At 67.5% G+C, this 23,074-nt stretch carries 22 protein-coding genes; 5 read left to right on the forward strand and 17 right to left on the reverse strand.

The window, feature by feature from the left end:
* The 9 genes from VLF18_RS19860 to folD form a co-directional block, all read right to left on the reverse strand.
* The coding region (locus VLF18_RS19860; RefSeq protein ID WP_325281369.1) for a hypothetical protein at window positions 1–198 on the reverse strand (198 nt) is incomplete at its 3' end.
* A complete protein-coding gene (locus VLF18_RS19865; protein WP_325281370.1) occupies window positions 195–317 on the reverse strand; it encodes a hypothetical protein in 123 nt (40 codons plus the stop codon). The genes VLF18_RS19860 and VLF18_RS19865, both read right to left, overlap by 4 nt.
* Window positions 318–514: 197 nt before the next feature.
* The gene (gene guaA, locus VLF18_RS19870) at window positions 515–2,158 is read right to left on the reverse strand and encodes a glutamine-hydrolyzing GMP synthase (RefSeq protein ID WP_325281371.1); all 1,644 of its coding nucleotides are present in this window, start codon (window positions 2,156–2,158) and stop codon (window positions 515–517) included.
* A 107-nt stretch (window positions 2,159–2,265) separates the two neighbouring features.
* Window positions 2,266–3,723, reverse strand: coding sequence for an IMP dehydrogenase (gene guaB, locus VLF18_RS19875; protein WP_325281372.1), 1,458 nt, complete (start codon window positions 3,721–3,723; stop codon window positions 2,266–2,268).
* Between the two features lie 266 nt (window positions 3,724–3,989).
* Window positions 3,990–5,273, reverse strand: coding sequence for a TRAP transporter large permease (locus VLF18_RS19880; RefSeq protein ID WP_325281373.1), 1,284 nt, complete (start codon window positions 5,271–5,273; stop codon window positions 3,990–3,992).
* Window positions 5,270–5,773 carry a TRAP transporter small permease gene (locus VLF18_RS19885; protein WP_325281374.1) on the reverse strand — a complete coding sequence of 168 codons (504 nt, stop codon included), beginning with the start codon at window positions 5,771–5,773 and terminating at the stop codon, window positions 5,270–5,272. The genes VLF18_RS19880 and VLF18_RS19885 overlap by 4 nt, the downstream gene beginning before the upstream one ends.
* 23 nt (window positions 5,774–5,796) lie before the next feature.
* Entirely contained in the window at window positions 5,797–6,792 is a 996-nt protein-coding gene (dctP, locus tag VLF18_RS19890) for a TRAP transporter substrate-binding protein DctP (RefSeq protein ID WP_325281375.1), read from the reverse strand.
* Window positions 6,793–6,853: 61 nt separating this feature from the next.
* Window positions 6,854–7,717 (reverse strand): TRAP transporter TatT component family protein, encoded by an 864-nt coding sequence (locus VLF18_RS19895; RefSeq protein ID WP_325281376.1) that lies wholly within the window; start codon window positions 7,715–7,717, stop codon window positions 6,854–6,856.
* Window positions 7,714–8,571, reverse strand: coding sequence for a bifunctional methylenetetrahydrofolate dehydrogenase/methenyltetrahydrofolate cyclohydrolase FolD (folD, locus tag VLF18_RS19900; protein ID WP_325281377.1), 858 nt, complete (start codon window positions 8,569–8,571; stop codon window positions 7,714–7,716). Before folD ends, VLF18_RS19895 begins: the two co-directional genes overlap by 4 nt.
* Before the next feature lie 176 nt (window positions 8,572–8,747).
* Here folD and VLF18_RS19905 point away from each other — a divergent pair, with 176 nt between their 5' ends.
* Window positions 8,748–9,044 (forward strand): DUF1244 domain-containing protein, encoded by a 297-nt coding sequence (locus VLF18_RS19905; protein ID WP_325281378.1) that lies wholly within the window; start codon window positions 8,748–8,750, stop codon window positions 9,042–9,044.
* A 111-nt stretch (window positions 9,045–9,155) separates the two neighbouring features.
* Here VLF18_RS19905 and serS read toward each other — a convergent pair whose 3' ends face one another.
* The 3 genes from serS to VLF18_RS19920 all read right to left on the reverse strand — a co-directional run bounded on the left by serS (window position 9,156) and on the right by VLF18_RS19920 (window position 13,072).
* A complete protein-coding gene (gene serS / locus VLF18_RS19910; protein ID WP_325281379.1) occupies window positions 9,156–10,433 on the reverse strand; it encodes a serine--tRNA ligase in 1,278 nt (425 codons plus the stop codon).
* A gap of 111 nt (window positions 10,434–10,544) precedes the next feature.
* The gene (locus tag VLF18_RS19915; protein ID WP_325281380.1) at window positions 10,545–11,711 is read right to left on the reverse strand and encodes an MFS transporter; all 1,167 of its coding nucleotides are present in this window, start codon (window positions 11,709–11,711) and stop codon (window positions 10,545–10,547) included.
* Window positions 11,708–13,072 carry a replication-associated recombination protein A gene (locus VLF18_RS19920; RefSeq protein ID WP_325281381.1) on the reverse strand — a complete coding sequence of 455 codons (1,365 nt, stop codon included), beginning with the start codon at window positions 13,070–13,072 and terminating at the stop codon, window positions 11,708–11,710. The genes VLF18_RS19915 and VLF18_RS19920 overlap by 4 nt, the downstream gene beginning before the upstream one ends.
* 122 nt (window positions 13,073–13,194) lie before the next feature.
* Between VLF18_RS19920 and VLF18_RS19925 the strand changes: the two genes are divergently transcribed.
* A complete protein-coding gene (locus VLF18_RS19925) occupies window positions 13,195–13,773 on the forward strand; it encodes a hypothetical protein (RefSeq protein WP_325281382.1) in 579 nt (192 codons plus the stop codon).
* 2 nt (window positions 13,774–13,775) lie between these two features.
* Here VLF18_RS19925 and VLF18_RS19930 read toward each other — a convergent pair whose 3' ends face one another.
* From VLF18_RS19930 to ald, 5 genes are all read right to left on the reverse strand, one after another.
* Window positions 13,776–14,453 (reverse strand): YoaK family protein, encoded by a 678-nt coding sequence (locus tag VLF18_RS19930; RefSeq protein WP_414717248.1) that lies wholly within the window; start codon window positions 14,451–14,453, stop codon window positions 13,776–13,778.
* Entirely contained in the window at window positions 14,453–15,136 is a 684-nt protein-coding gene (gene lolA, locus VLF18_RS19935) for an outer membrane lipoprotein chaperone LolA (protein ID WP_325281383.1), read from the reverse strand. Before lolA ends, VLF18_RS19930 begins: the two co-directional genes overlap by 1 nt.
* A 3-nt stretch (window positions 15,137–15,139) precedes the next feature.
* Window positions 15,140–16,249 (reverse strand): hypothetical protein, encoded by a 1,110-nt coding sequence (locus VLF18_RS19940; RefSeq protein ID WP_325281384.1) that lies wholly within the window; start codon window positions 16,247–16,249, stop codon window positions 15,140–15,142.
* 34 nt (window positions 16,250–16,283) lie between these two features.
* On the reverse strand, window positions 16,284–18,605 hold the full coding sequence (locus VLF18_RS19945) for a DNA translocase FtsK (protein ID WP_325281385.1): 2,322 nt from the start codon (window positions 18,603–18,605) through the stop codon (window positions 16,284–16,286).
* 356 nt (window positions 18,606–18,961) lie between these two features.
* The gene (ald, locus tag VLF18_RS19950) at window positions 18,962–20,029 is read right to left on the reverse strand and encodes an alanine dehydrogenase (protein ID WP_325281386.1); all 1,068 of its coding nucleotides are present in this window, start codon (window positions 20,027–20,029) and stop codon (window positions 18,962–18,964) included.
* 298 nt (window positions 20,030–20,327) lie between these two features.
* Here ald and trxB point away from each other — a divergent pair, with 298 nt between their 5' ends.
* The 3 genes from trxB to aat all read left to right on the forward strand — a co-directional run.
* Window positions 20,328–21,287 (forward strand): thioredoxin-disulfide reductase, encoded by a 960-nt coding sequence (gene trxB, locus VLF18_RS19955; RefSeq protein WP_325281387.1) that lies wholly within the window; start codon window positions 20,328–20,330, stop codon window positions 21,285–21,287.
* Between the two features lie 19 nt (window positions 21,288–21,306).
* Window positions 21,307–22,461, forward strand: a complete 1,155-nt coding sequence (locus VLF18_RS19960; protein ID WP_325281388.1) for a GNAT family N-acetyltransferase — start codon at window positions 21,307–21,309, stop codon at window positions 22,459–22,461.
* A partial coding sequence (aat, locus tag VLF18_RS19965; RefSeq protein WP_325281389.1) for a leucyl/phenylalanyl-tRNA--protein transferase occupies window positions 22,458–23,074 on the forward strand: 617 nt, incomplete at its 3' end. The genes VLF18_RS19960 and aat, both read left to right, overlap by 4 nt.

Consider the following 23,074-nt stretch of genomic DNA (forward strand, 5'->3'; position numbering starts at 1 on the left):
GCGGCTCCAGAACGCGGCGGACTCGGCCAGGTCGGTTTCCCGATCGATCAGGGCTGCCCGAACTCGTTCGCGAACAGGCAGTCCTCGATCTTGTCGAGCAGGAATACGTCGACGCACTAGATGTTGCCGTCGTCCTCGACGAAACGATCTGTCGCGGCTGGCGATCAGCAGGTGCGTGCCGTCGGCATCGAGTTTCACGTGGCCGAGGGACCGGGGCACTCATCCATCGGATAGGCCGAACCGAGACGCGCACGGTGTCGTTCGAACAGCACGAGCTTGAGGCCGCAGCCGTAGCCCGTGTTGCCCCAAGCCACCATCGGCCGGGTTGTCCATTTTTTTGCCACCCCAAGCCACCATCGGCCGGGTTGTCCACATTTTTTTTGCCATGCAGATCGCGAACACGTAGACCTGCTTCACTGGCGTCCCATCGCCGGCCAGCGGAAGGATCTGGCGGCAACTCACAAATTTACAGCGATTTTTCGATAGCCAACGATAGGCCTTGAAAGACCCGGTTTCACTCCCACTCGATCGTCGCCGGCGGCTTTCCACTGATGTCATACACCACGCGCGATACGCCGCGCAGCTCGTTGATGATCCGCGTCGACACGGCGCCGAGGAAGTCGTACGGCAGGTGCGCCCAGTGCGCGGTCATGAAATCGATGGTCTCGACCGCGCGCAGCGCGATCACCCATTCGTAGGCGCGCGCGTCGCCGACGACGCCGACGGATTTGACCGGCAGGAATACGGCGAAGGCCTGGCTGGTCTTGTCGTAGAGATTGTGGGCGCGCAGTTCGCGGATGAAGATGTCGTCGGCGCGCTGCAGCAGTTCGACGTACTCGGCCTTGACTTCGCCGAGGATGCGCACGCCGAGGCCGGGGCCCGGGAACGGGTGGCGGTAGACCATCTCGCGCGGCAGGCCGAGTTCGACGCCGAGGCGGCGCACTTCGTCCTTGAACAGTTCGCGCAGCGGTTCGACGAGGCCGAGCTTCATGTGCTCGGGCAGGCCGCCGACGTTGTGGTGGCTCTTGATGACGTGGGCCTTGCCGGTCTTCGATCCGGCCGACTCGATGACGTCGGGATAGATCGTACCCTGCGCGAGCCACTTCACGTCGGTGAGCTTGGCCGATTCTTCCTCGAAGATCTCGACGAACAGGCGGCCGATGATCTTGCGCTTGGCTTCGGGATCCTCGACGCCGGCGAGCGCCGCGAAATAGCGGTCGGCCGCGTTCACGCGGATCACGCGGACGCCCATGTGCTCGGCCATGGTCTTCATGACCTGGTCGCCTTCCTGCCAGCGCAGCAGGCCGGTGTCGACGAACACGCAGACGAGCTGGTCGCCGATCGCACGCTTGAGCAGCGCCGCGACGACGGACGAATCGACGCCGCCCGAGAGGCCCAGCAGCACCTTGTCGGTACCGACCTGCGCACGCACGCGTTCGGCGGCGTCCTCGATGATGTTGGCCGCCGTCCACAAGGTCTTGCAGGCAGCAATGTCCACAACGAAGCGGCGCAGCAGTTCGGCGCCCTGCTTAGTGTGGGTCACTTCCGGATGGAACTGGACGCCGTAGTAGCGGCGCGCTTCGTCGGCCATAGCGGCAAACGGCAGCGATTCGGTCGCGCCGACCGGCACGAAGCCGGACGGCAGCGCGACGACGCGGTCGCCGTGCGACATCCAGACGTCGAGCGCTATGCGTGCGGCAGCGGCGTCGGCGGTGCGCTGCGGCCCCTGCTCGCCCATCCAGGATTCGCCCTCGCCGAATGCCGGCAGTTTTCCGCTGTCGCCGACGAGTCCGCGGAACAGGCTGCATGAGGTATCGGCCTGCACCTGGGCATAGCCGAATTCGCGATGGTGGCCGCTTTCGACCTTGCCGCCGAGCTGCTCGGCCATGGTCTGCATGCCGTAGCAGATGCCGAGCACCGGCACGCCGAGATCGAACACGATCTGCGGTGCTCGCGGCGATTCATGCTCGGTCACCGATTCGGGACCGCCCGACAGAATCACGGCGCGCGGGCCGAACTTCGGAATGTCGGCCGGATCGTGGTCCCAGGCCCAGATTTCGCAGTAGACGCCGATCTCGCGGATGCGCCGCGCGATCAGCTGGGTGTACTGCGCGCCGAAGTCGAGGATCAGGATCTTGTCGTCGTGAATGTTCTGCATGGCTTGCGGTGAACTCGTCGCTTTTGCAAGGTGACTCGTCGCTTTTGCAAAAGGCAGCGCTTTTGCAAAAGGCGAAAAAAAAGGGGACCCGCAGGTCCCCGTTTCGATCAGTCGAGCCGATAGTTCGGCGCTTCTTTCGTGATTGCCACGTCGTGCACGTGCGATTCGCGCACGCCGGCGCTCGTGATGCGCACGAACTGCGGCTTTACACGGAGCTCGTCGACGGTCGCGCAGCCGACGTAGCCCATCGACGCACGCAGGCCGCCGACGAGCTGATGCACGATGTTGCGCAGCGGGCCGCGGTACGGCACGCGGCCTTCGATGCCTTCGGGCACGAGCTTGTCGGCGTCGGCTTCGTCCTGGAAATAGCGGTCCTTCGAGCCTTTCTGCATCGCGCCGAGCGAACCCATGCCGCGGTAGCTCTTGTACGAACGGCCCTGGTAGAGCTCGACTTCGCCGGGCGCTTCCTCGGTGCCGGCGAACATGCCGCCGATCATCACGCAGGACGCGCCGGCGACGAGCGCCTTGGCGATGTCGCCGGAATAGCGGATGCCGCCGTCGGCGATCAGCGGCACGTTCGAGTCGCGCAGCGCCTCGGCGACCATGCTGACTGCGGAAATCTGCGGCACGCCGACGCCGGCGACGATGCGCGTGGTGCAGATCGAACCGGGACCGACGCCGACCTTGACCGCGTCGGCGCCCGCGTCGACGAGCGCACGCGCGGCGTCGCCGGTGACGATGTTGCCGCCGATGACCTGCATGTCGGGGAAGTTTCTCTTGACCCAGGCGACGCGGTCGAGCACGCCCTGGGAATGACCGTGCGCCGTGTCGACGACGATGACGTCGACGCCGGCTTCGACGAGTGCCGCGACGCGGTCTTCGGTGTCGCCGCCGACGCCGACGGCCGCACCGACGCGCAGGCGCTCGTGCTTGTCTTTCGCCGCGTTCGGATTGTCGCGGGCTTTCTGGATGTCCTTGACCGTGATCAGGCCGCGCAGGCGGAACAGGTCGTCGACGACGAGGACTTTCTCGATGCGGTGCTTGTGCAGCAGCGCGAGGACTTCTTCTTCGTTCGCGCCTTCGTTGACGGTAACGAGGCGATCCTTGCGCGTCATGATGTGGCGCACCGGATCGTCCGGTTTCTTCTCGAAGCGCAGGTCGCGGTTCGTCACGATGCCGACGAGTTGTTCGCCCTCGACGACCGGCACGCCGGAGATGTTGCGCGCGCGTACGATCTGCATGACTTCGCGGATCGAGGTTTCCGGCCCGACCGTGATCGGATCGCGGATGACGCCGGCTTCGAATTTCTTGACGAGGCGGACCTCGGCGGCCTGGCGCTCGACCGGCATGTTCTTGTGGATGATGCCGATGCCGCCGCACTGCGCCATCGTGATGGCGAGACGCGCTTCGGTGACGGTATCCATGGCGGCGGCGAGAACCGGAATGTTGAGCCGGATGCCGCGGGTCAATCGGGTGGTGAGGCTGACGTCCTTGGGCAGGACGTTGGAATAGGCGGGAACGAGCGAGACGTCGTCGAACGTCAGGGCTTCGGCGAGGATGCGCATACCTGAGGACCGTCGCAAAAACGGGATTATACGGAAAGGCGGTCCGGGCTCAAATAACCAGGAACCCGGCAGGTTGGGATGAGCCGCAAGGCGAACCCCAACATCGTGGTGTTTCCGCCGCGAAAAGCCCATGCGGAGGAACGACGCACCGCGTTCCCGCACAGCCGCCCGCCCGACGATTCTTCCGCCCGGCGTTCGGCTCGGGCGACCATCTCGATGCGGGGGTTCGCCTGGGTCGGCTCGCCGCCAACCTACGCGTGCCGCCGTCAGCGCGCGAGCCAGAGCGACAGCCCCGGCCAGTACGTGATGATCAGCGTGGCCGCGAGCATGATCAGGAAAAACGGCACCGCGGCGCGCACGAGCGTCATCACGGGTTGGCGGAAGCGCGCGCTCGCGATGTAGAGGTTGATGCCGAGCGGCGGCAGGAAAATGCCGAGCTGCAGGTTCGCGAGGAAGATGATGCCCAGGTGCACGGGATCGATGCCGTAGCGCACCGCGACCGGCAGCACGAGCGGCACGAGCAGGATGATGGCCGGGAAGCCTTCGAGCAGCATGCCGAACACGAGCAGGAACAGGTTCAGCGCGAGCAGGAACAGGAACGGATTGCTCTCGGGGATGTGCGTGCGCAGGAACTGGAACAGTTTCTCCGGCACTTCCGCATCGATGAGCCAGTTCGTCAGCGCGAGCGAGAAGCCGAGGATCACGAGAATTCCGCCGACCAGCACCATCGCATGGCGGATTACGCGCGGCAGTTCCGCAAGCTTGATTTCGCGGCGGATCAGCACGGTCACGATCAGCACGTAGAGCGCGGTCGCGGCCGCCGCTTCGGACGCCGCGAGCTTGCCGGAATAGATGCCGATCAGGATCACGAACGGCAGCGGGATTTCCCAGGCGGCGTCCTTGGTCGCCGCCATGAGTTCGCCGCGCGGCGCAGCCTGCGGGCGCGCGACGTTGCGCACGTGCCAGGCGCTGTAGGCGCCGAGCATGACGACCATGAGCAGACACGGCAGCACGCCGGCCTTGAACAGCGCGTCGATGCTGACCGGCGGCGTGGTCTGGAACTGCTGCGCGACGACGCCGTAGAGGATCAGCGGCATCGACGGCACGAGCAGCAGTCCGAGGCTGCCCGACGCGGTCAGCAGGCCGAGACTGAACTTTTCGCCGTAGTGCGCCTGGCGCAGCGCCGGATACAGCACCGCGCCGAGCGCGATGATGGTCACGCCGGTCGCGCCCGTGAACGCGGTGAACAAGGTGCAGGCGAGCACCGCGACGATCGCGAGACCGCCCGGCAGCCAGCCGACGAGCGCGTTCGTCAGGCGCACGAGGCGCTGCGGGGTCTTGCTTTCGGCGAGGATGTAGCCCGCGAGCGTGAACAGCGGAATCGCGATCAGCGCGGGCATGTCGGACAGGCGGTAGAACTCGACCGCGACCGCGATGCCCTCCTGCCCCGCCATGTGGAAACCGATCAGCGCGATCGCGCCGAGGATGGCGAACAGCGGTGCGCCGAGCGCGGCGAGCAGTATCAGCAGACCGACGATGACCCAGATCATGCGCCGGTCTCCGGCAGCGTTTCATGCGCTTTCGCCGGCAGGACCGAGCGGATCAGGAAACGCAGCGCCATGAGGCCGAAGCCGACCGGCAGGATCAGTTCGAGCATCCAGGCCGGAATGCCGATGACGCCTTCGGTATGGCCTTCGCGATCGAGCTGCACGAGCGCCCAGCTGTACCAGGCCATGGCGCCGCACAGCGCGGCCGCGAACGCGAGTGCGACGAAGCGCGCGACGCGCAGCGCCGTGCCGCCCGCAAAGCGCGCGATGAAGTCGAGACCGATGTGCTGGTCGTCGCGCGTCGCGATGACCGCACCGAGCATCGCGCTCCAGAGCACGAGCGCGCGCAGCACCGGTTCGGCCCAGGGAAAGCCGCTGTCGAAGAAATTGCGCAGCACGATCTGCGCGCCGGCCAGCACGACCATGACGAGGACGAGCAGCGTCAGCACCCAGTCTTCGAAACGGTGCAGACGGGCGAGATTGCGCTGGAATGCAGGGGTCATGGCGGCCTTGGCGCGAGGATTCTTTACTTCTTGCGCAGCGTCGCGAGTTCGTCGTTGACGGCCTTGACGATCTCCGCCGACGGCGAGCGGTCGCCTTCGATCTTCAGCATCGATTCGGCACCGACCTTCTGCCAGTTCGCGGTTTCCTCGGCGCTCGGCTGATAGATCGTGATGCCCTGCTTCTTCAGCGCGTCGACGGCCTTGGTGTTGTCGTCGATGCTGATCTGGTCCAGACGCGCGAACGCCTTGCCGATTTCCTCCTTGAGGACGGCCTGGTCGGCGGCGCTGGCTTTGTCGAACGCCTTCTTGTCGACGATCATGACGCCGGCGACGTAGCTGACCGGCAGATCGACGATGTGCTTGATCTTGGTATGCCACTGGAACGCGATCGCGCCGGCCAGCGTGTTGGCCGCGGTGTCGATGAGGCCGGTCTGCAGGCTCGTGTAGACGTCGGCGAGCGGCAGCGAGATCGGCGTGACGCCGGCGGCCTTGAACGCGACCTCGGCGATGTAGTCGCCCTGCGGCACCCAGACTTTCGCGGCCTTGAGGTCATCGCGCGTTTTGATTTCGCGCGTGCTCATGATGTAGGCGAAGCCGCCGCCGGACAGGCCGAGCGCGACGTAGCCGTTCTTCTCGAATCCGGCCTTGAGGCGCTCGTCGAACTTGGCGCGGACCGCGTCGATCTCGGCCTGCGAGCGGAACAGGAACGGCAGGCTGTAGACCTGCAGGTCGGGGTTCACGCTCGTGACTTCGCCGCCGGTGAACGCGCCGCCGTGCAACTGGCCGATCTTGACCTTGCGCTGCACGGTCGCGGTATCGCCCATCACGCCGCCCGGGTAGTACTTGAGTTCGACGCGGCCTTCGGTGCGCGCCTTCACGGCGTCGGCGCCCGCGCGCATTTCCTTCATCCAGGCCGTGCCGTCGGGCGCGGTGGTCGCGATCTTGATGACTTCGGCCTGCGCGGCGCCGGCGACGGTCGCGGCCAGCAGCGCGGAAAGACAGAACGTGCGCAAATTCATGCTGATCTCCCTGGGGCCGCAGCGGCCCTCGTTGCAATCGGTCGACATCGCCTGTGCGACGTCAGAAATAATCCTTGCCCGACGCGAGCAGCGCCTTGGCCTGTTCCTGCGCCAGCACGTTGGTCAGCGTCAGCCGCGGCGCTTCCGGCGCGGCGGCCAGCACTTCGTTGAGCAAACGGTCGTGCAGTTCCTGGTCGAACACGAGCCGCGCGTAGAAGCGCGCATACAGCGTCTTCGCCATGAGATTACGTCCCTGCGACATCGCGATCGCGGTCTCGAACGCGGCCTTGCCGAGTTCCGGCTTGCCGCCGAGCGTCGCCGGCCGCAGCGAGTGCAGCACGCCGAGCACCATGTGCGGCTCGCCCTGCGCGTAGTTCGGATCGAGTGCGAGCACGCGCTCGACGAGCAGTTGCACTTTCGGCAGATCGGCGATCGCATTCCAGTCGCCGCTGTCTTGCTGAATGCGGCCGGCCCAGGCCGACGCAAGGCCGTAGACCAGATCGAGTTCTTTCGCGCCGATGTTCGCGACCTGCGCCGAGAACGCGTCGAACGGCTGCTCGATGACGCCGCAGAGCGCCGCATTGCGCTCGCAGGTTGCGCGGCGCGCATAGCCGAACGCACGGTTCGCGAGGCGCTTGGCGCGTTCGGGCTCGGTCACGAAGCTGCCGGCATAGGCGCCGTAGAGACGTGCCGCGGCAAGCAGCGTGCCCACGTTCTTCGGATCGCCTTCGAGCAATGCGTCGAGCAGCAGCAGATAGGCCGGCAGGCCGTCGCGCACGGTGCCGGGATCGTCCTGATTGAGGATCGCGCTGCCGAGATTGTCGGCAAAGCGCTGGGAAGCCTTGTTGACGATGCCGGCGCAGCCCGACAGCAGGGTCAGCGCGGCAAGGGCCAGGATCAGCGGAATTCGGCGCAGCGTGTTCATCGGTCGAAAAAGGTCTCCGCGGCTTCGAGCGTGTTTTCGATCAGGGTCGCGACGGTCATCCGGCCGACGCCGCCGGGCACCGGCGTGATCCACGATGCGCGCTGCGCGGCGACGTCGAACTCCACGTCGCCGACGAGGCGGCCGTCGTCGAGGCGGTTGATGCCGATGTCGACGACGATCGCGCCGGGCTTGATCCACTCGCCCTTGACGAGGCCGGGACGGCCGACGGCGACGACGACGATGTCGGCCTGTGCGATGAAGCCCGGCAGGTCGCGCGTGAACTTGTGGCAGGACGTCGTGGTGCAGCCGGCGAGCAGGAGTTCGAGCGCCATCGGCCGGCCGACGTGGTTGGACACGCCGACGACGACGGCGTGTTCGCCGCGCACGGGCTTGTCCGTATGCGCGAGCAGCGTCATGACACCCTTGGGCGTGCACGGCCGCAGGCCGCGCTGGCGCAGAACGAGCGAGCCGACGTTGGCGGCATGGAAGCCGTCGACGTCCTTGCGCGGATCGATGCGGTTGATGAGTGCGGTCGCCTCGATGTGCGCCGGCAGCGGCAGCTGCACGAGGATGCCGTGGATGCGCGCGTCGGCATTGAGCTGGTCGATCAGCGCGTAGAGTTCGGCTTCGGGGGTTTCGGCCGGCAGGTCGTAGTCGAACGAGCGGAATCCGACTTCCTTGCAGGCCTTGCGCTTGTTCTTCACGTAGACCGCCGAGGCCGGATCGGCGCCGACGAGGACGACGGCGAGTCCGGGGCGCGCCTTGCCGGCGGCGACGCGGGCGCCGACGCGGCCCTTGATGCGCTCCAGCAGTTCGTCGGCGATGCGTTTGCCGTCCAGGATGCGGGCGGTCATGTGTCGGCGATTCCAGGTCCGGCCGGGCCGGCGATGCAGGGTCGTCGCGCCAGGCGCGTCGGGGACCGGGCGGCGCCCGGCACAACAAGGCGCGCATTATCCATGTCCGGCATGACGGCCTCAAACCGCAGCGCCGCGACGCTCAGCTACCATGCACATTTCGCCGAGGAAAAGCCGTGTCCGCATCCACCGTCGAACTCGAAGCCGCGGCGTTCCGCCGCCTGCTCGCCCATCTGAACGCACGCACCGACGTGCAGAACATCGACCTCATGATCACCGCGGGCTTCTGCCGCAACTGCCTCGCCGACTGGTACCGTGAAGCCGCAGCGGAACGCGGTGTCGAGCTCAGCAAGGATGACGCCCGCGAACGCGTCTACGGCATGCCGTTCGCGCAGTGGAAGGCGCAGCACCAGAAGGACGCGACGCCGGAACAGCTCGCCGCGTTCGAGCGCGCGCAGAAGGCGCATGGTTAGGCGGAATCGGGAATCGAGAATCGGGCGTCGTGGAGCGAAGCATCGCTCCCTCTCCCTCGACTGCGTCGGGGGGAGAGGGCCAAGGCGGTCACGGTTCGGATCTCCCGGCTTTCAGGAAATCGACTCGACCCCGCCCATGTACGGCCGCAGCGCGTCCGGAATCGTGATCGATCCGTCGGCCTGCTGGTAGTTCTCCATGACCGCGATCATCGCGCGGCCGACGGCCACGCCCGAGCCGTTCAAGGTGTGCACGAGCTCGGGCTTGCCGGTTTCCGGATTGCGCCAGCGCGCGAGCATGCGCCGTGCCTGGAAGTCGCCGCAGTTCGAGCACGACGAGATTTCACGATAGGTGTTCTGCGACGGCAGCCAGACTTCGAGGTCGAAGGTCTTGATCGCGCCGAAGCCCATGTCGCCGGTGCACAGCAGCATGCGGCGGTACGGCAGGCCCAGCGCTTCGAGCACCTTCTCGGCACAGCGCGTCATGCGTTCGTGCTCGGCGTCGCTGTCGGCCGGCTTGGCGATGCTGACGAGTTCGACCTTCTCGAACTGATGCTGGCGGATCATGCCGCGCGTGTCGCGGCCGTGCGAGCCGGCTTCGGCGCGGAAGCACATCGAATGCGCGGTATAGCGCTGCGGCAGTGACTCGGCGTCGACGATGCTGTCGCGCACGAGGTTCGTCAGCGGCACTTCCGAGGTCGGAATCAGATAGCGCTTCGCGTCGCCGACCGCGGTCGAGAACAGGTCGTCCTCGAATTTCGGCAGTTGCCCGGTGCCGAGCATCGAGTCGGCATTGACGATCAGCGGCACGTTGGTTTCGAGATAGCCGTGCGAAGTCGCATGCAGATCGAGCATGAACTGCGCGAGCGCGCGATGCAGCCGCGCGAGTTCGCCGCGCAGCACCGTGAAGCGCGCGCCCGACAGCTTCGCGCCGGCATCGCCGTCGAGCCAGCCCTTGCGCGCGCCGAGGTCGACGTGATCGCGCACCGGAAAATCGAAGCTGCGCGGCGTGCCCCAGCGGTTCTGCTCGACGTTGCCGGATTCGTCGCTGCCCTGCGGCACCGATTCGTGCGGCAGGTTCGGAATGCCCTGCGCGATCTCGGCGAGCCGCTGCTGGACGTCGGCGAGCGTGACCTCGTTCGCCTTGAGCGCATCGCCGATGCCGCCGACTTCGGCCATCAGCGCGGCGGCGTCCTCGCCCTTGCTCTTGGCGATGCCGATCTGCTTGGACAGCGTGTTGCGCCGGTTCTGCAGGTCCTGCGTTTCGACCTGGACGGCCTTGCGCTGCGACTCCAGCGCTTCGATCGCCGCCTTGTCGAGCGCGAATCCGCGCGTCGCCAGTCGTTCGGCCACGGCATCGAGCTGGCCGCGCAGCAGGGCTGGGTCAAGCATGGCAATCCTTGGAGATTCAACGGGGTCGGCGATTATCGCCGCGGCGGACGGACGAGAAAAGAGCGAAGAGGAGTAAGAAACGAGTGGTAGCCCCGCACGGTTGCTCGTTTCTCACTCCTCTTCGTTGCCTGCTCGCATCAGCACCGCTGCCGCCCCGAGCGCGCACGCCGCCCCGAACCCGAACGCCGCGAGCGGCGCGATGTCGGCCCAGAGCCAGCCGAACAGCAGCGACGCGGGCAGCAAGGTGATGCCGGACACGAGGCTGTACCAGCCGAACGCCGTGCCGGCCTGCGCGGACGGCACGAGGTCGGCGACCAGCGCCTTTTCGGCGCCTTCGGTCGCCGCGAGGAACAGGCCGTAGGCCGCGAACAGCGGCCAGAGCAGCCAGGGCTGCGCCGGCAGCAGGCCGAACACGAGATAGAACACGGCGTAGACGCTCCAGCCGCCGACGATGAGCCGGCGCCGGTCGACGCGGTCGGACCAGGCCGACAGCGGCGGGCCGAACACGGCGGCGACGAAGCAGACCAGCGCCCAGATCAGCGGCACCTGCGCCTGGCCGAGACCGAGCTCGCTCGCGCGCAGCAGCAGGAACATGTTCGACGAATTTCCCAATGTGAACAATGCCAACGCGACCAGATAGCGGCGGAACGCGCGCGGCTGGTCGGACAGGTTCCAGCGGAACGGCTTGGGCTGCAGCACGACGCGCTCGGGTTCGCGCACGCAGAGCGTCAATGCGACGACGACGACGGCCGGCACGATGGCCCAGAAGAACACTTCGCGCAGCGTGAACCCGAGCGCGAGCAGTCCCGCGGCGACGAGCGGACCGACGACGGCGCCGAGATTGTCCATGGCGCGATGCAGGCCGAAGGCCAGGCCGCGCGATTCGCGCGCGACGCTGAGCGTCAGCAGCGCGTCGCGCGGCGCCGAACGCAGTCCCTTGCCGACGCGGTCGGCGAAGCGGCAGGCGAGCACGCCGAGCCAGCTCGTCGACAGCGCGATCAGCGGGCGGACGAGACCGGAAATCGCGTAGCCCGCAATGACCCAGCTGCGCATGTGGCGCAGCCGGTCCGCGAGCACGCCGGCGACGAGCTTGAGCACGCTGCCGAACGCCTCGGCGATGCCTTCGATCAACCCGAGCGCCTTGGGACCGGCCAGGAGCACGCTCGCGAGGTACAGCGGCACGAGCGGATAGATCATGTCGCTCGCGGTGTCGTTGACGAAACTGACGAGGCCGAGCAGCCAGACCGTGCGCGGCAGCGACAGGGCGGCGCGGATCATGCGTCGGTATCGCCCGGTTCGCGCTGCGCGAGCGCCGCGGCGCGCGCCGCGCGCAGTTCGCGCAGCTTCTCGGCGATGCGCGCTTCCAGGCCGCGCTCGGTCGGCTGGTAGAACTCGCGCCCGACCAGCGCGTCGGGCAGGCACTGCTGGTCGAGCGCGACGCCGCCGTCGACGTCGTGGTCGTAGCGGTAACCCTTGCCGTAGCCGAGCTGCTTCATGAGCTTCGTCGGCGCGTTGCGGATCGCCATCGGCACGTCCAGCGTGCCGCTCGCGCGCACTTCGGCCTGCGTCGCGCCGAACGCGAGGTAGACCGCATTGCTCTTCGCGGCGACGGCCATGTAGACGACGAGCTGCGCGAGCGCGAGATCGCCTTCGGGACTGCCGAGCCGGTCGTAGGTTTCCCAGGCTTCGATGGCCATGCCGATCGCGCGCGTGTCGGCGAGACCGACGTCCTCGACCGCCATGCGCGTGAGGCGCCGCGCGAGGTAGGCCGGGTCGCAGCCGCCGTCGAGCATGCGCGTGAACCAGTACAGCGCGGCGTCCGGGTCGGACGAACGCACCGATTTATGCAGTGCGGAGATCTGGTCGTAGAACTGCTCGCCGCCCTTGTCGAAGCGCCGCGTGCGGTCGGCCAGAACCTGCGTCAGCGTGGCGTCGTCGACGACGCCGTCGTCGGCGAGTTCGGCCGCGATTTCAAGCAAGGTCAGTGCGCGGCGCACGTCGCCGTCGGCGGCTTGCGCGATCAGTCGCAGCGATTCGTCGGCCACGCGCAGCTGCTGTGCGCCGAGGCCGCGTTCGGTATCGGTCAGCGCACGGCGCAGCGCCGCGACGATGTCGGCGGCGGCGACCGCTTCGAGCACGTGCACGCGGCAGCGCGACAGCAACGCGGAATTCAGCTCGAACGACGGGTTCTCGGTCGTCGCGCCGACGAAGATGATGACGCCTTTCTCGATGTGCGGCAGGAACGCATCCTGCTGCGCCTTGTTGAAACGGTGCACCTCGTCGACGAACAGCACGGTGCGCACGCCGCGCGCGAAGTTCGCAGCGGCCTCTTCGAGCGCGGCGCGCACGTCGGCGAGCCCCGACAGCACGGCCGAGATCGCCCGGAACTGCGCGTCGGCATAACGCGCGAGCAGCAGCGCGAGCGTCGTCTTGCCGCAGCCCGGCGGCCCCCAGAGGATCATCGAATGCACGTGTCCCGACTCGACCGCGCGGCGCAGCGGGCGGCCCGGCGCGACCAGGCGCGTCTGTCCGACGATCTCGCCGATCTCGCGCGGACGCATGCGCTCGGCCAGCGGCTTCAGGGCTTCGGGTTCGGCGAACAGGCTCGCGCTGGCGGGGGCGGCGGGTTTGCGGGGCATGGCGATAGAGTAGCGGTTCGTCCCCCGCTGCGGCATCAGCGATCAAATGTGCACAGATGGAATCCCGCGCTCGCTCCCTGCGGGTCTGCTACGGTTCGCCGCTCGCCCGCCGGAGTACCGCCGTGTCCGCATGCCCTGCCCCTCGCTGTTTCATCGCCGCGGCCTTCGGCCTGGGCGCCCTGCCCGCCGCTGCCGAGATCCGCTGCGTCGCGAATGCGGATCTCGCGATCCCGGCCACGACCGAAGGCCTCTACATCAATCTGCTGACGGGCGTCTCCGCGCCGTCGGAGGGCGGCGCGCCGGGCTTCGATTTCAATCCCTATGCGGCGGCGAGCACGACGCCGGCGGACCAGTTGCGCTTCTACTGGGGACAGGCCTCGACCGGCAACGGCGGCGTCGTGACCAGCGCGGACAGCTACGCCGTGCTCGCGCCCGGCGCGACGATCGGCCCGGAGCAGCCGTATTCGCGCGCGGGCATCACCGGCGACGTGTCGGCCTGGCAGGCCGGCATCGCGCACGGATTTCTCGGCGTGCGCTTTCGCAACGAACAGAGCGGCCAGCTCAACTACGGCTGGCTCGTGCTGTCGACGGCGAGCGGGCTCGGCTTTCCGGTCACGCTTCACGGCTGGTGCTTCGATGACACCGGTGCGGCCGCCGTGATTCCGGCCGACGCGCTCTTCGCCGACGATTTCGAGAGCTGATTTCAGCCTGCCTCGCGCCGCAGCACGCGGTGGCGATAGACGGCATAGGCCAGTCCGCCCGCGCCGGTCAGCGCCGCGGGCAGCAGCAGCACCGTCTCCTGCAATCGCGCGAAGCCGACACCGCCGATCGTCGCGCCGAGCGCGAAGCCGAGCACGATCAGCAGATAGAGGTTGCGCCGGCGCGAATCGTGGCCGAGGCCACGGATGCGCTGGCCGGCCATGATGCCGAGATCCGTGAGAATTCCCGATACGTGCGTCGTGCGCAGCACCGCGCCGCTGTAGGTGCTGGCCATCGCGTTCTGCAGGCCGCAGGCGGCGCTCGCGATGCAGATGCCGATCGTCGAATGGCTGCGCAGCAGCGGAATCGCGAGCAGCAGCAGCGCCGATTCGAGCATCAGCGCGACGCCGTAGCGCCGGCCGAGCCGCAGCGTGCTGTCGGCCACGATCGCGCCGCTGACTGCCGCGCCGGTGATGAACGCGCCGAGAAACGCGAGCAGGTCGAGCGCAAGTGCGGTCTGCCCCTGCGCGAGAGCGACGCCGAACAGCGTCGTCGTGCCGGTGAGATGGGTGATCGCCTGATGGCCGAACGCAAGAAATCCGACCGCGTTGACCATGCCGGCGACCGACGCCAGCGCAAACGCGCCGAAACCGACCCAGCGAGGCAGGGAGGCGACGATCATCAGTCTTTGATCGGATGCACTTCCGCTTCGGGCTTGACGTCGCCGATCACGTCGACGCCGGCCGGCGGCTTGAACGTGAAGCGGTCGGCGGCGAGCTTGGGATTGCGCTGCCAGTTCGCATAGCGCGTCTCGGTGCGATTGCCGAGCGTGTCCTTGAACACCATGCGGCTGAACGCGACGGCGCCGCCGCAGTCGGTCCTGCCCGCCTCGGCGCAGCCGAAGCCGAGATCGGCGTATTCGAACTCGGCGTCCTTGCCCTTGGGCGCGAGACGCAGCCAGCGCAGACCGTCGCGTTCGCCCTGTTCGCTCGCGACGAAGTCGCGATCGATCTGGCTGACGTCGGTCAGCACGGTCAAGGGGCTGTGCGCTTCCTCGACACCCTGGTTACGCACCGTGACCTGTTCGAGATCCGGGTCGTAGATCCAGACGTGCATGCCGTCGGCGACGACGAGCTGCTGGTAGGGCTTGTCCACTTCCCAGCGCAGCTGCCGCGGCGCCTGCACGGCGAGGGTGCCCGAGGTTTTCTTGCCGGGCTGGCCGTTCGGGTCGAAGACACTCTGCGCGAAATCGGCGGAGACCGATTGCAGTCCTTTGGCGAACGCATCGAGGCGCGCGCGCGCGGTTTCGGCGGACGCGCCGGTAGAGACGCAGAGAAGGCACAGGGCAAGCAGGCGGATCGGCATGGCTCAGTCGTCGGCAGCGGTGGTTGCGCCGTGGACCGGCGCGCGTGCAGCGGGTTCCCGCGCCGCGAGGCGCGCGTTCAGCTCGGCGAGGAATTCGCGCGGCTGATCAAGGCCGAGCGCGATCGTGTCGATGCGACGCTCGATGCCGAACCAGCCGGCGATCATGACCGGTTCGTGCAGCACGAGGCGCAGGTTCGGCTCGCCGGCATCGCAAAGGCGCAGCAGGCCGGGCGCGCGGCGGCCGACGCCGTCGCGATTCGACAGCGCCTGCGCCTGCGCGATCGCCGTCAGCGGCACGGCCGCTTCGGCGACGGCCAGGCCGTAGCGCAGATACAGCGCGTCGCGCGACAGCGAGATCGGACAACGCAGGGTCGCGCGGTAATGCGCGAACATCAGCGCGAGCGACAGCAGCGTCAGCACCGTCAGCACCCAGGCCGCCGTCGTGCTCGCAAACAGCATGAGCATGGCGTGGCCGACCGGCAGGTCGATCAGCATGAGGATCAGGAATGCCTGCTGGTTGCCCGCATTGCCGTCCTTGCGGTCGTAGCGGAAATGCGTGTCGCCGGCATAGGTCCACCGGCGGCGCGAGCCCGCGAACACGTGCAGCCACATGCGCAGGTCGAAGGCCATGATGCGCGCGGCGAGCGTCGTGCCGAGGCGGTGACGCAGGCCGTCGCGCAGCGCGTAGTCGGGATTGCCGTCGCGTGCGAGCACGGCGACGAAGCGCAGCATGCCGATGACGATGCCGACTTCGATGAGCACGACGATGCCGATGCCGACCGTGCGTGCGAGGCGCAGGCCCGACCAGATCGGCCCGCTCGTGTCGGGCAGCAACTGCGTGGCGACCCAGATGCCGCAGCCGGCCAGTGCGAATGCGCCCAGCCAGGCGCGGCGGCGATCGCGGCGATGCAGCCACCAGTAGACGGCCGGCACGGTCAGCAGCAGGTCGAACGCGATCGGCCATTGCGGCAGGCCGTCGGCAGCGCGCAGCCAGTCCGGCGGACTGCGCAGCATCAGCCAGCTGAACAGATAGACCGCGAACGCGAAGCCGAGCGCCCACGCTGTCGCCCGCCGTTGCCCGCTCTGATCCATTCCTCGTGCCGCGGTGTTCATGACGTCCTCGTCGTTGAAATCGTTGATCGTTTTTCTACAGCTCGGGCGGCGGCGGTGCGAGCACGGTGCGATTGCCGTTGTGCTCGGGCGCGCTGACGACGCCCTGCTGTTCCATGAGCTCGACGAGCCGCGCGGCGCGGTTGTAGCCGATCTTCAGGCGCCGCTGTACACCCGAGATCGACGCGCGCCGCGACTCGGTCACGATGCGCACGGCCTGGTCGTAGAGTTCGTCGTAGTCGGCATTGCCTTCGCTGATTTCCTCGGGCAGGCCGGTCTCGCCGATGACCCTGCCGTCGTTGGTCGTCTGCACTTCCATGAGCACGCCTTCGATGTATTCGGGGCGGCCCTGCGCACGCAGCCATTCGACGACGCGATGCACTTCATGGTCGTCGACGAACGCGCCGTGCACGCGTTCCGGCGTCGCGGTACCCGGCGGCAGGTAGAGCATGTCGCCGTGGCCGAGCAGCGCCTCGGCACCGGACTGGTCGAGGATCGTGCGCGAGTCGATCTTGCTCGATACCTGGAACGCGATGCGCGTCGGGATATTGGCCTTGATCAGACCAGTGATCACGTCGACCGACGGTCGCTGCGTGGCCAGGATCAGGTGCACGCCCGCGGCGCGCGCCTTCTGCGCGAGACGCGCGATGAGTTCTTCCACTTTCTTGCCGACGATCATCATCATGTCGGCGAATTCGTCGATGATGATGACGATATAGGGCAGCGGCTGCAGCGGCTCGGCGCGACGCTCGGGCTGCGACGCATCGGGGCGGAACAGCGGATCGAGCAGCGGCTGGCCCGCGTCCTCGGCTTCCTTGATCTTCTTGTTGAAGCCCGCGAGGTTGCGCACGCCGGTCGCAGCCATCAGCTTGTAGCGCCGCTCCATTTCCGCGACGCACCAGCGCAGCGCGTTGGCCGCTTCTTTCATGTCGGTGACGACCGGCGCGAGCAGATGCGGAATACCTTCGTAGACCGAGAGCTCCAGCATCTTCGGGTCGATCATGATCATGCGCACGTCGCGCGGGCTGGCTTTGTACAGCAGGCTCAGCACCATCGCGTTGACCGCGACCGACTTGCCCGAGCCGGTCGTACCGGCGACGAGCAGATGCGGCATCTTCGCGAGATCGGCCACGGCGGGCCGGCCGCCGATGTCCTTGCCGAGGGCGAGCGTCAGCGGCGATTTCGAGGCATCGTATCTGTCGGAGCGCAGGATCTCCGACAGATAGACCATCTCGCGCTTGGTGTTCGGAATTTCCAGGCCGATGACATTCTTGCCCGGGATCACGTCGACGACGCGCACGCTGACGACCGACAGGCCGCGCGCGATGTCCTTGTCGAGATTGCTGATCTGGCTGCCGCGCACGCCCGCGGCGGGCTCCATTTCAAAGCGCGTGACGACCGGCCCCGGATACACGCCGACGACCTGCGCGTCGATGCGGAAATCCTTGAGCTTGAGTTCGACCTGGCGCGACAGCACCGCGAGGGTTTCCTCGGAATACCCCGCGGCCTGCGGCTTGGGCTCGTCGAGCAGCGACAGCGGCGGCAGTTCCCCCGCGACGGCCGCGCCGACGAACAGCGGGATCTGCTGCTCGCGTTCGGCACGCTCGCTTTTTTCAATGGTCACCGCGGCCGGTTTCTCTATTCGCACCGGCTCGCGCTTGGCCTGCTTGACCGTTTCGACCTTGCGGACTTCCTCGCGCTCGACCCGCGCCGCGCGCGCGACGCGCGCATCGTCGGCCTTCTTCAGGCTGCCCAGCAGCCAGGCGCCGGACGCGAGGATCGTGCGGCCGATCGTGTCCATGACCTTGAACCAGGACAGGCCCGTGGCGAGCGTGACCGCGACGAGGAACACCGCGAGCAGGAACAGCGTCGCGCCGAGGAAACCGAAGCCGTGCAGCAGCCCGCCGCCGACCATTTTGCCGAGAATGCCGCCGGCCTTTTCCGGCAACTGGCTCGGCCCGGTGAAATGCAGGTGCGCGAGGCCGCTGCCGCTCAGGAAGAACGCGACGAAGCCGATCAGCCGCAATGAGGGTTCGAGCGCCGACTTCGGCGCGTCCTCGCGCGGACGCAGGATGCCGGCGCCGACGGCGAGCAGCAGCAGCGGGAAGACGTAGGCGAGGCCGCCGAAGAAGTACAGCGAAAGATCGGCGATCCAGGCACCGACCGCGCCGCCGAAATTGTGGATGCGCTGCGGCTCGCCGGCGTGCGACCAGCCCGGGTCCTGCGGGCTGTAGCTCAGCAGGCAGGCCAGCAGATAGACCACGACCGGCAACAGCAGCAGGAAGGCGACTTCGCGCAGCCGCTTCTGCAGTTGCTCGGAACCGGTCAGGGCCGGAATGGCTTTGGAGTTGCGCGACACCGCTGGACTATACCTCAGGAATATGCCGCAAGGCGTTGTTCAATCAAAACTTTCGGAACGCGAAAACGATGCGCCGCCGGGGCATCGTAGCAGGCTCGCGCAGCCCCTGCCCCGGAGCATCCGGCCGGCCAGAACGCCGAATCCCCGCCGCAGCGGGGTCAACCAGAAAAACCGAATCCCCGCCGCGGCGGGGGCAACCAGAAAACCGAATCCCCGCCGCGGCGGGGGGTCAACCAGAAAACCGAATCCCCGCCGCGGCGGGGTCAACCAGAAAACCGAATCCCCGCCGCGGCGGGGATTCAGAGAGCATACGCGACGCGGACGCCGCCTTCGCGGCGCCGCTGCCGGAGGCAGGCTCAGACCAGGCCCTTGAGCGCCGGGTGCACGATCTGGCCGCCGTCGACGTTGATGCCGCGCTTGAGCGACTCGTGTTCGCGCCACTGCGGACCAGCCGCCATGCGCTGGACGTACGGCAGAATCGCGGCGGAGATCGCTTGCGACGAAGTCTGCGGCACGGCGCCCGGCATGTTGGTCACGGCGAAATGAGTGACACCGTCGACGAGGTAGGTCGGCTCGGCCCAGGTCGTCGGACGCGCGGTTTCGAAGCAGCCGCCCTGGTCGATCGAGATGTCGACGAGCACCGAACCCGCTTCCATCGACTTGACCATTTCGTGCGTGACGACGTGCGGCGCCTTCGCACTCGGGATCAGCACGGCGCCGACGACGAGATCGGCCGTCGCGACTTCGCGTGCGACGTATTCCTCGTACGGGTACAGCGCGGTGACGTTCGTGCCGAGCGCCATCATCTGCGCGAGGCGGTCGGGACGCTTGTCGAACACGACGACGTTCGCGCCGCCGGCCGCGGCGAGCGCCGCGGAGTTGCCGCCGGCCGCGCCGGCGCCGAGGACCACGACCTTGCCGCGCTCCGTCGCGGGCAGGCCGCCGAGCAGCTTGCCCTTGCCGCCCATCGGCTGGTGCAACAGGTGCGTGCCGACCTGGATCGCGATGCGGCCGGCGATGATCGACATCGGCGCAAGCAGCGGCAGCGAGCCGTCGGCTTCCTCGACCGATTCGAACGCGACGCCGGTCAGGCCGATGTCGAGCAGGCGCTTGGTCAGCACTGGTTCGGGCGCGAGATGCAGATAGCAGAACAGCTGGTGATGCTTGCGCAGGCGCTCGAGGTCGCCCTTGATCGGTTCCTTGACCTTGACGATCAGCTCACCGCATTCGTACAGCGCGTCCGCGTCGGCGGCGATCCTCACGCCGACGCGCGTGAAGTCGGCGTCGGAAAATCCGCTCTTGGTGCCGGCGCCGGACTGCACATAGACCTCATGCCCGCGCTTGACCAGATCCGCGCAGGCGGCCGGCACCAGCGCGACGCGGCCTTCGAGAGTCTTCGTTTCCGACGGAATACCGATACGCATTGCAATTCCTCGTGGTGTGAATAGCTCAAGTTCTGTGACGCTGCGCGCGACGCCCTCCCGAGCTTCGCACCGGTTGAATCGGTACCGCTTGAATCACTACCGCTTGAATCGGTGCCCCGTTCTCCCCATCCTTGCGGGCTCTTGCCGGCCCGAACGCGGTCCGCCTCACAGCGAAGACTGCACGGCGCCGGCTGACAAGGATTGGATTAGGGACGACAGGATCGCAGCGTGAAGAATCGCCGCCCCGTCGCATGAATCGACACGTTCAAGGCCGCTTTTTTGCGGCGAGGGATTATACATGAGTACCCCCAAGCACAGTCGCCTGCTGATCCTGGGTTCCGGCCCGGCAGGTTATACCGCGGCGGTGTATGCGGCGCGCGCAAATCTCAAGCCGCTGCTCGTCACGGGACTGCAGCAGGGCGGCCAGCTGATGACGACGACCGACGTCGACAACTGGCCCGGCGACGTCGAGGGTCTGCAGGGACCCGCGCTGATGGAACGCATGCAGAAACATGCCGAGCGCTTCGATACGGAAATCCTGTTCGACCACATCCACAGCGTCGATCTCGCGCAGCGTCCGTTTCGCCTGACCGGCGACAACGGCAGCTATACCGCCGACGCGCTGATCATCGCGACCGGCGCCACGGCGAAGTACCTCGGGCTGCCGTCCGAAGACCGTTTCAAGGGCCAGGGCGTATCGGCCTGCGCGACTTGTGACGGGTTTTTCTTCCGCGAACAGGAAGTCGCCGTGATCGGCGGCGGCAACACCGCCGTGGAGGAAGCCTTGTACTTGGCAAACATTGCAAAGAAAGTAACAATTGTACACCGCCGCGACAAGTTCCGCGCCGAGAAGATCCTGCAGGACAAGCTGTTCGCGAAGGAAAAGGCCGGCAAGGTCGAAATCGTGTGGAACCACGGCGTCGACGAAGTGCTCGGCGACGGCACCGGCGTGACCGGCGTGCGCCTGCGCAGCACGGTCGACGGATCGACGCGCGATCTGAGCGTCAGCGGCATGTTCGTCGCGATCGGCCACACGCCGAACACGGCCCTGTTCGACGGCCAGCTCGATATGAACAACGGCTACATCAAGATCCGCAGCGGCCTCGAAGGCGGCGCCACGGGGACCAGCGTGCCCGGCGTGTTCGCGGCCGGCGACGTCGCCGATCAGGTCTACCGCCAGGCCGTGACCTCGGCCGGTTTCGGCTGCATGGCCGCGCTCGACGCGGAAAAGTATCTCGACAAGCTCGGCCTGGCCTGAGCGCTGCGCGGCGGCGCCGATGTCCAACGACCGCCGTCGCGTTGCGTTCCACGCGCGCCTCGCCGACATCGAACCGGCCGCGTGGGACGCGCTGCGTCCCGACGACAATCCGTTCCTGTCCCACGCGTTCCTCGCCGGACTCGAAACGCACGGCTGCATCCTGCCGGAGCTCGGCTGGCAGCCGCATCATCTGACGCTCCACGACGGCGAACGTCTCGTCGGCGCAGCGCCGGTCTATCTCAAAGGCAACTCGCACGGCGAGTTCGTGTTCGACTGGAGCTGGGCCGAGGCCTACGCCCGCTACGGCCTGGACTACTACCCGAAGCTGCTGTGCGCGGTGCCGTATTCGCCGGTCTGCGGACCGCGGCTGCTCGGCGACGGTACCGCCGCCGCGCTGCTGGATGCCTTGCGCGATGAATGCGCGGGCCACGACCTGTCGTCGGCACACGTGAACTTCGCGGCATCCGGCGAACCCGTGCCCGCCGACCCCGAGTTCTGGCTCGAGCGCAATGACTGGCAGTTTCACTGGCACAACGACGGCTATCGCGACTTCGACGATTTCCTCGCCGCGCTGCAGCCGAAGAAGCGCAAGAACCTGCGTCAGGAACGCGCACGCGTCGCCGCGGCAGGCATCGAGCTGCAGACGCTGCACGGCGACGAACTCGACGACGCCGACTGGCGTTTCGTCCATGCCTGCTATGCGCGCACCTTCCAGGACAAGGGCAACTATCCGGCATTGACCGAAGCCTTCCTGCGCCATCTCGGCGCCGTCATGCCGCGACAGCTCGTCGTCGTGATCGCGCGCGAGCACGGCGAGCGCGTCGCAATGGCACTGTGCCTGCGCAGCGCGACGACATTGTACGGCCGCTACTGGGGCAGTCTGCGCGAGATTCCGGGGCTGCATTTCGAGACCTGCTACTACCAGGGCATAGCCTACTGCCTGCGCGCAGGACTCTCGCGTTTCGAACCCGGCGCACAGGGACAGCACAAGATCGCGCGCGGCTTCCTGCCGCAGCGCACGCGCTCGTTCCACCATATCGTGCGCCCCGAGTTCCGCGCCGCGATCCGACGCGCACTGCGCGCGGAACAGGCCGAGGTCGAACGGCGCGGGGCGTGGCTCCGCGATCAATCGCCGTTCGCGGTGCCGCCGCGGACCGGAACCGAAGCGTCATGATCCGGATACCGATCCTGCAGCCCGGCAGCGATGAAGCCTTTCCGCCGGTCGACGCCGCGCTGCGCGAACCGAACGGCCTGCTCGCCGCGGGCGGCGACCTGCGCCCTGCCCGACTGCTGCAGGCGTACACGCACGGCATCTTTCCGTGGTTCTCGCCGGGCGAACCGATACTCTGGTGGTCGCCCGACCCGCGCATGGCGTTCGCGACCGATGCGATGCATGTGCCGCGGCGGCTCGCCCGCTGGCTGCGCGGCTGCGACTGGCGCATCCGCGCCGATGTGGATTTCGCCGGTGTCATGCGCGCCTGCGCCGCACCGCGCGCCGGTCACTCGGGCACCTGGATCACGCGCAGCATGCTCGATGCCTATACGCGGCTGCATGAACTCGGGCACGCGCACTCGGTCGAGGTCTACGCCGGCAACGAGCGCGTCGGCGGCATCTACGGCGTCGCCGTCGGACGCATGTTCTACGGCGAGTCGATGTACAGCCGCGCGGACAACGCATCGAAGGTCGCGCTGCTTGCACTCGCGCACCGGCTGCGCGGCTGGGGCTGGCCGCTGATCGACGCGCAGGTCAGCTCCACGCATCTGACGACGCTCGGCGCGCAGGAACT

Origin of the sequence: Tahibacter sp. (genome assembly GCF_035481375.1) — a bacterium.
In the GTDB taxonomy this organism is placed as follows: Bacteria; Pseudomonadota; Gammaproteobacteria; order Xanthomonadales; family Rhodanobacteraceae; genus Tahibacter.

Coding starts and splice junctions, on each gene's coding strand:
- VLF18_RS19895 (WP_325281376.1), bottom strand. CDS start 7,717: ATGAACACGCTGCGCCGAATTCCGCTGATCCTGGCCCTTGCCGCGCTG.
- VLF18_RS19960 (WP_325281388.1), top strand. CDS start 21,307: ATGTCCAACGACCGCCGTCGCGTTGCGTTCCACGCGCGCCTCGCCGAC.
- VLF18_RS19930 (WP_414717248.1), bottom strand. CDS start 14,453: ATGATCGTCGCCTCCCTGCCTCGCTGGGTCGGTTTCGGCGCGTTTGCG.
- folD (WP_325281377.1), bottom strand. CDS start 8,571: ATGACCGCCCGCATCCTGGACGGCAAACGCATCGCCGACGAACTGCTG.
- VLF18_RS19920 (WP_325281381.1), bottom strand. CDS start 13,072: ATGCCCCGCAAACCCGCCGCCCCCGCCAGCGCGAGCCTGTTCGCCGAA.
- guaA (WP_325281371.1), bottom strand. CDS start 2,158: ATGCAGAACATTCACGACGACAAGATCCTGATCCTCGACTTCGGCGCG.
- VLF18_RS19885 (WP_325281374.1), bottom strand. CDS start 5,773: ATGACCCCTGCATTCCAGCGCAATCTCGCCCGTCTGCACCGTTTCGAA.
- guaB (WP_325281372.1), bottom strand. CDS start 3,723: ATGCGCATCCTCGCCGAAGCCCTGACGTTCGACGACGTCTCGCTCGTT.
- VLF18_RS19915 (WP_325281380.1), bottom strand. CDS start 11,711: ATGATCCGCGCCGCCCTGTCGCTGCCGCGCACGGTCTGGCTGCTCGGC.
- VLF18_RS19865 (WP_325281370.1), bottom strand. CDS start 317: ATGGTGGCTTGGGGCAACACGGGCTACGGCTGCGGCCTCAAGCTCGTG.
- trxB (WP_325281387.1), top strand. CDS start 20,328: ATGAGTACCCCCAAGCACAGTCGCCTGCTGATCCTGGGTTCCGGCCCG.
- lolA (WP_325281383.1), bottom strand. CDS start 15,136: ATGCCGATCCGCCTGCTTGCCCTGTGCCTTCTCTGCGTCTCTACCGGC.
- VLF18_RS19880 (WP_325281373.1), bottom strand. CDS start 5,273: ATGATCTGGGTCATCGTCGGTCTGCTGATACTGCTCGCCGCGCTCGGC.
- ald (WP_325281386.1), bottom strand. CDS start 20,029: ATGCGTATCGGTATTCCGTCGGAAACGAAGACTCTCGAAGGCCGCGTC.
- dctP (WP_325281375.1), bottom strand. CDS start 6,792: ATGAATTTGCGCACGTTCTGTCTTTCCGCGCTGCTGGCCGCGACCGTC.
- VLF18_RS19940 (WP_325281384.1), bottom strand. CDS start 16,249: ATGAACACCGCGGCACGAGGAATGGATCAGAGCGGGCAACGGCGGGCG.
- serS (WP_325281379.1), bottom strand. CDS start 10,433: ATGCTTGACCCAGCCCTGCTGCGCGGCCAGCTCGATGCCGTGGCCGAA.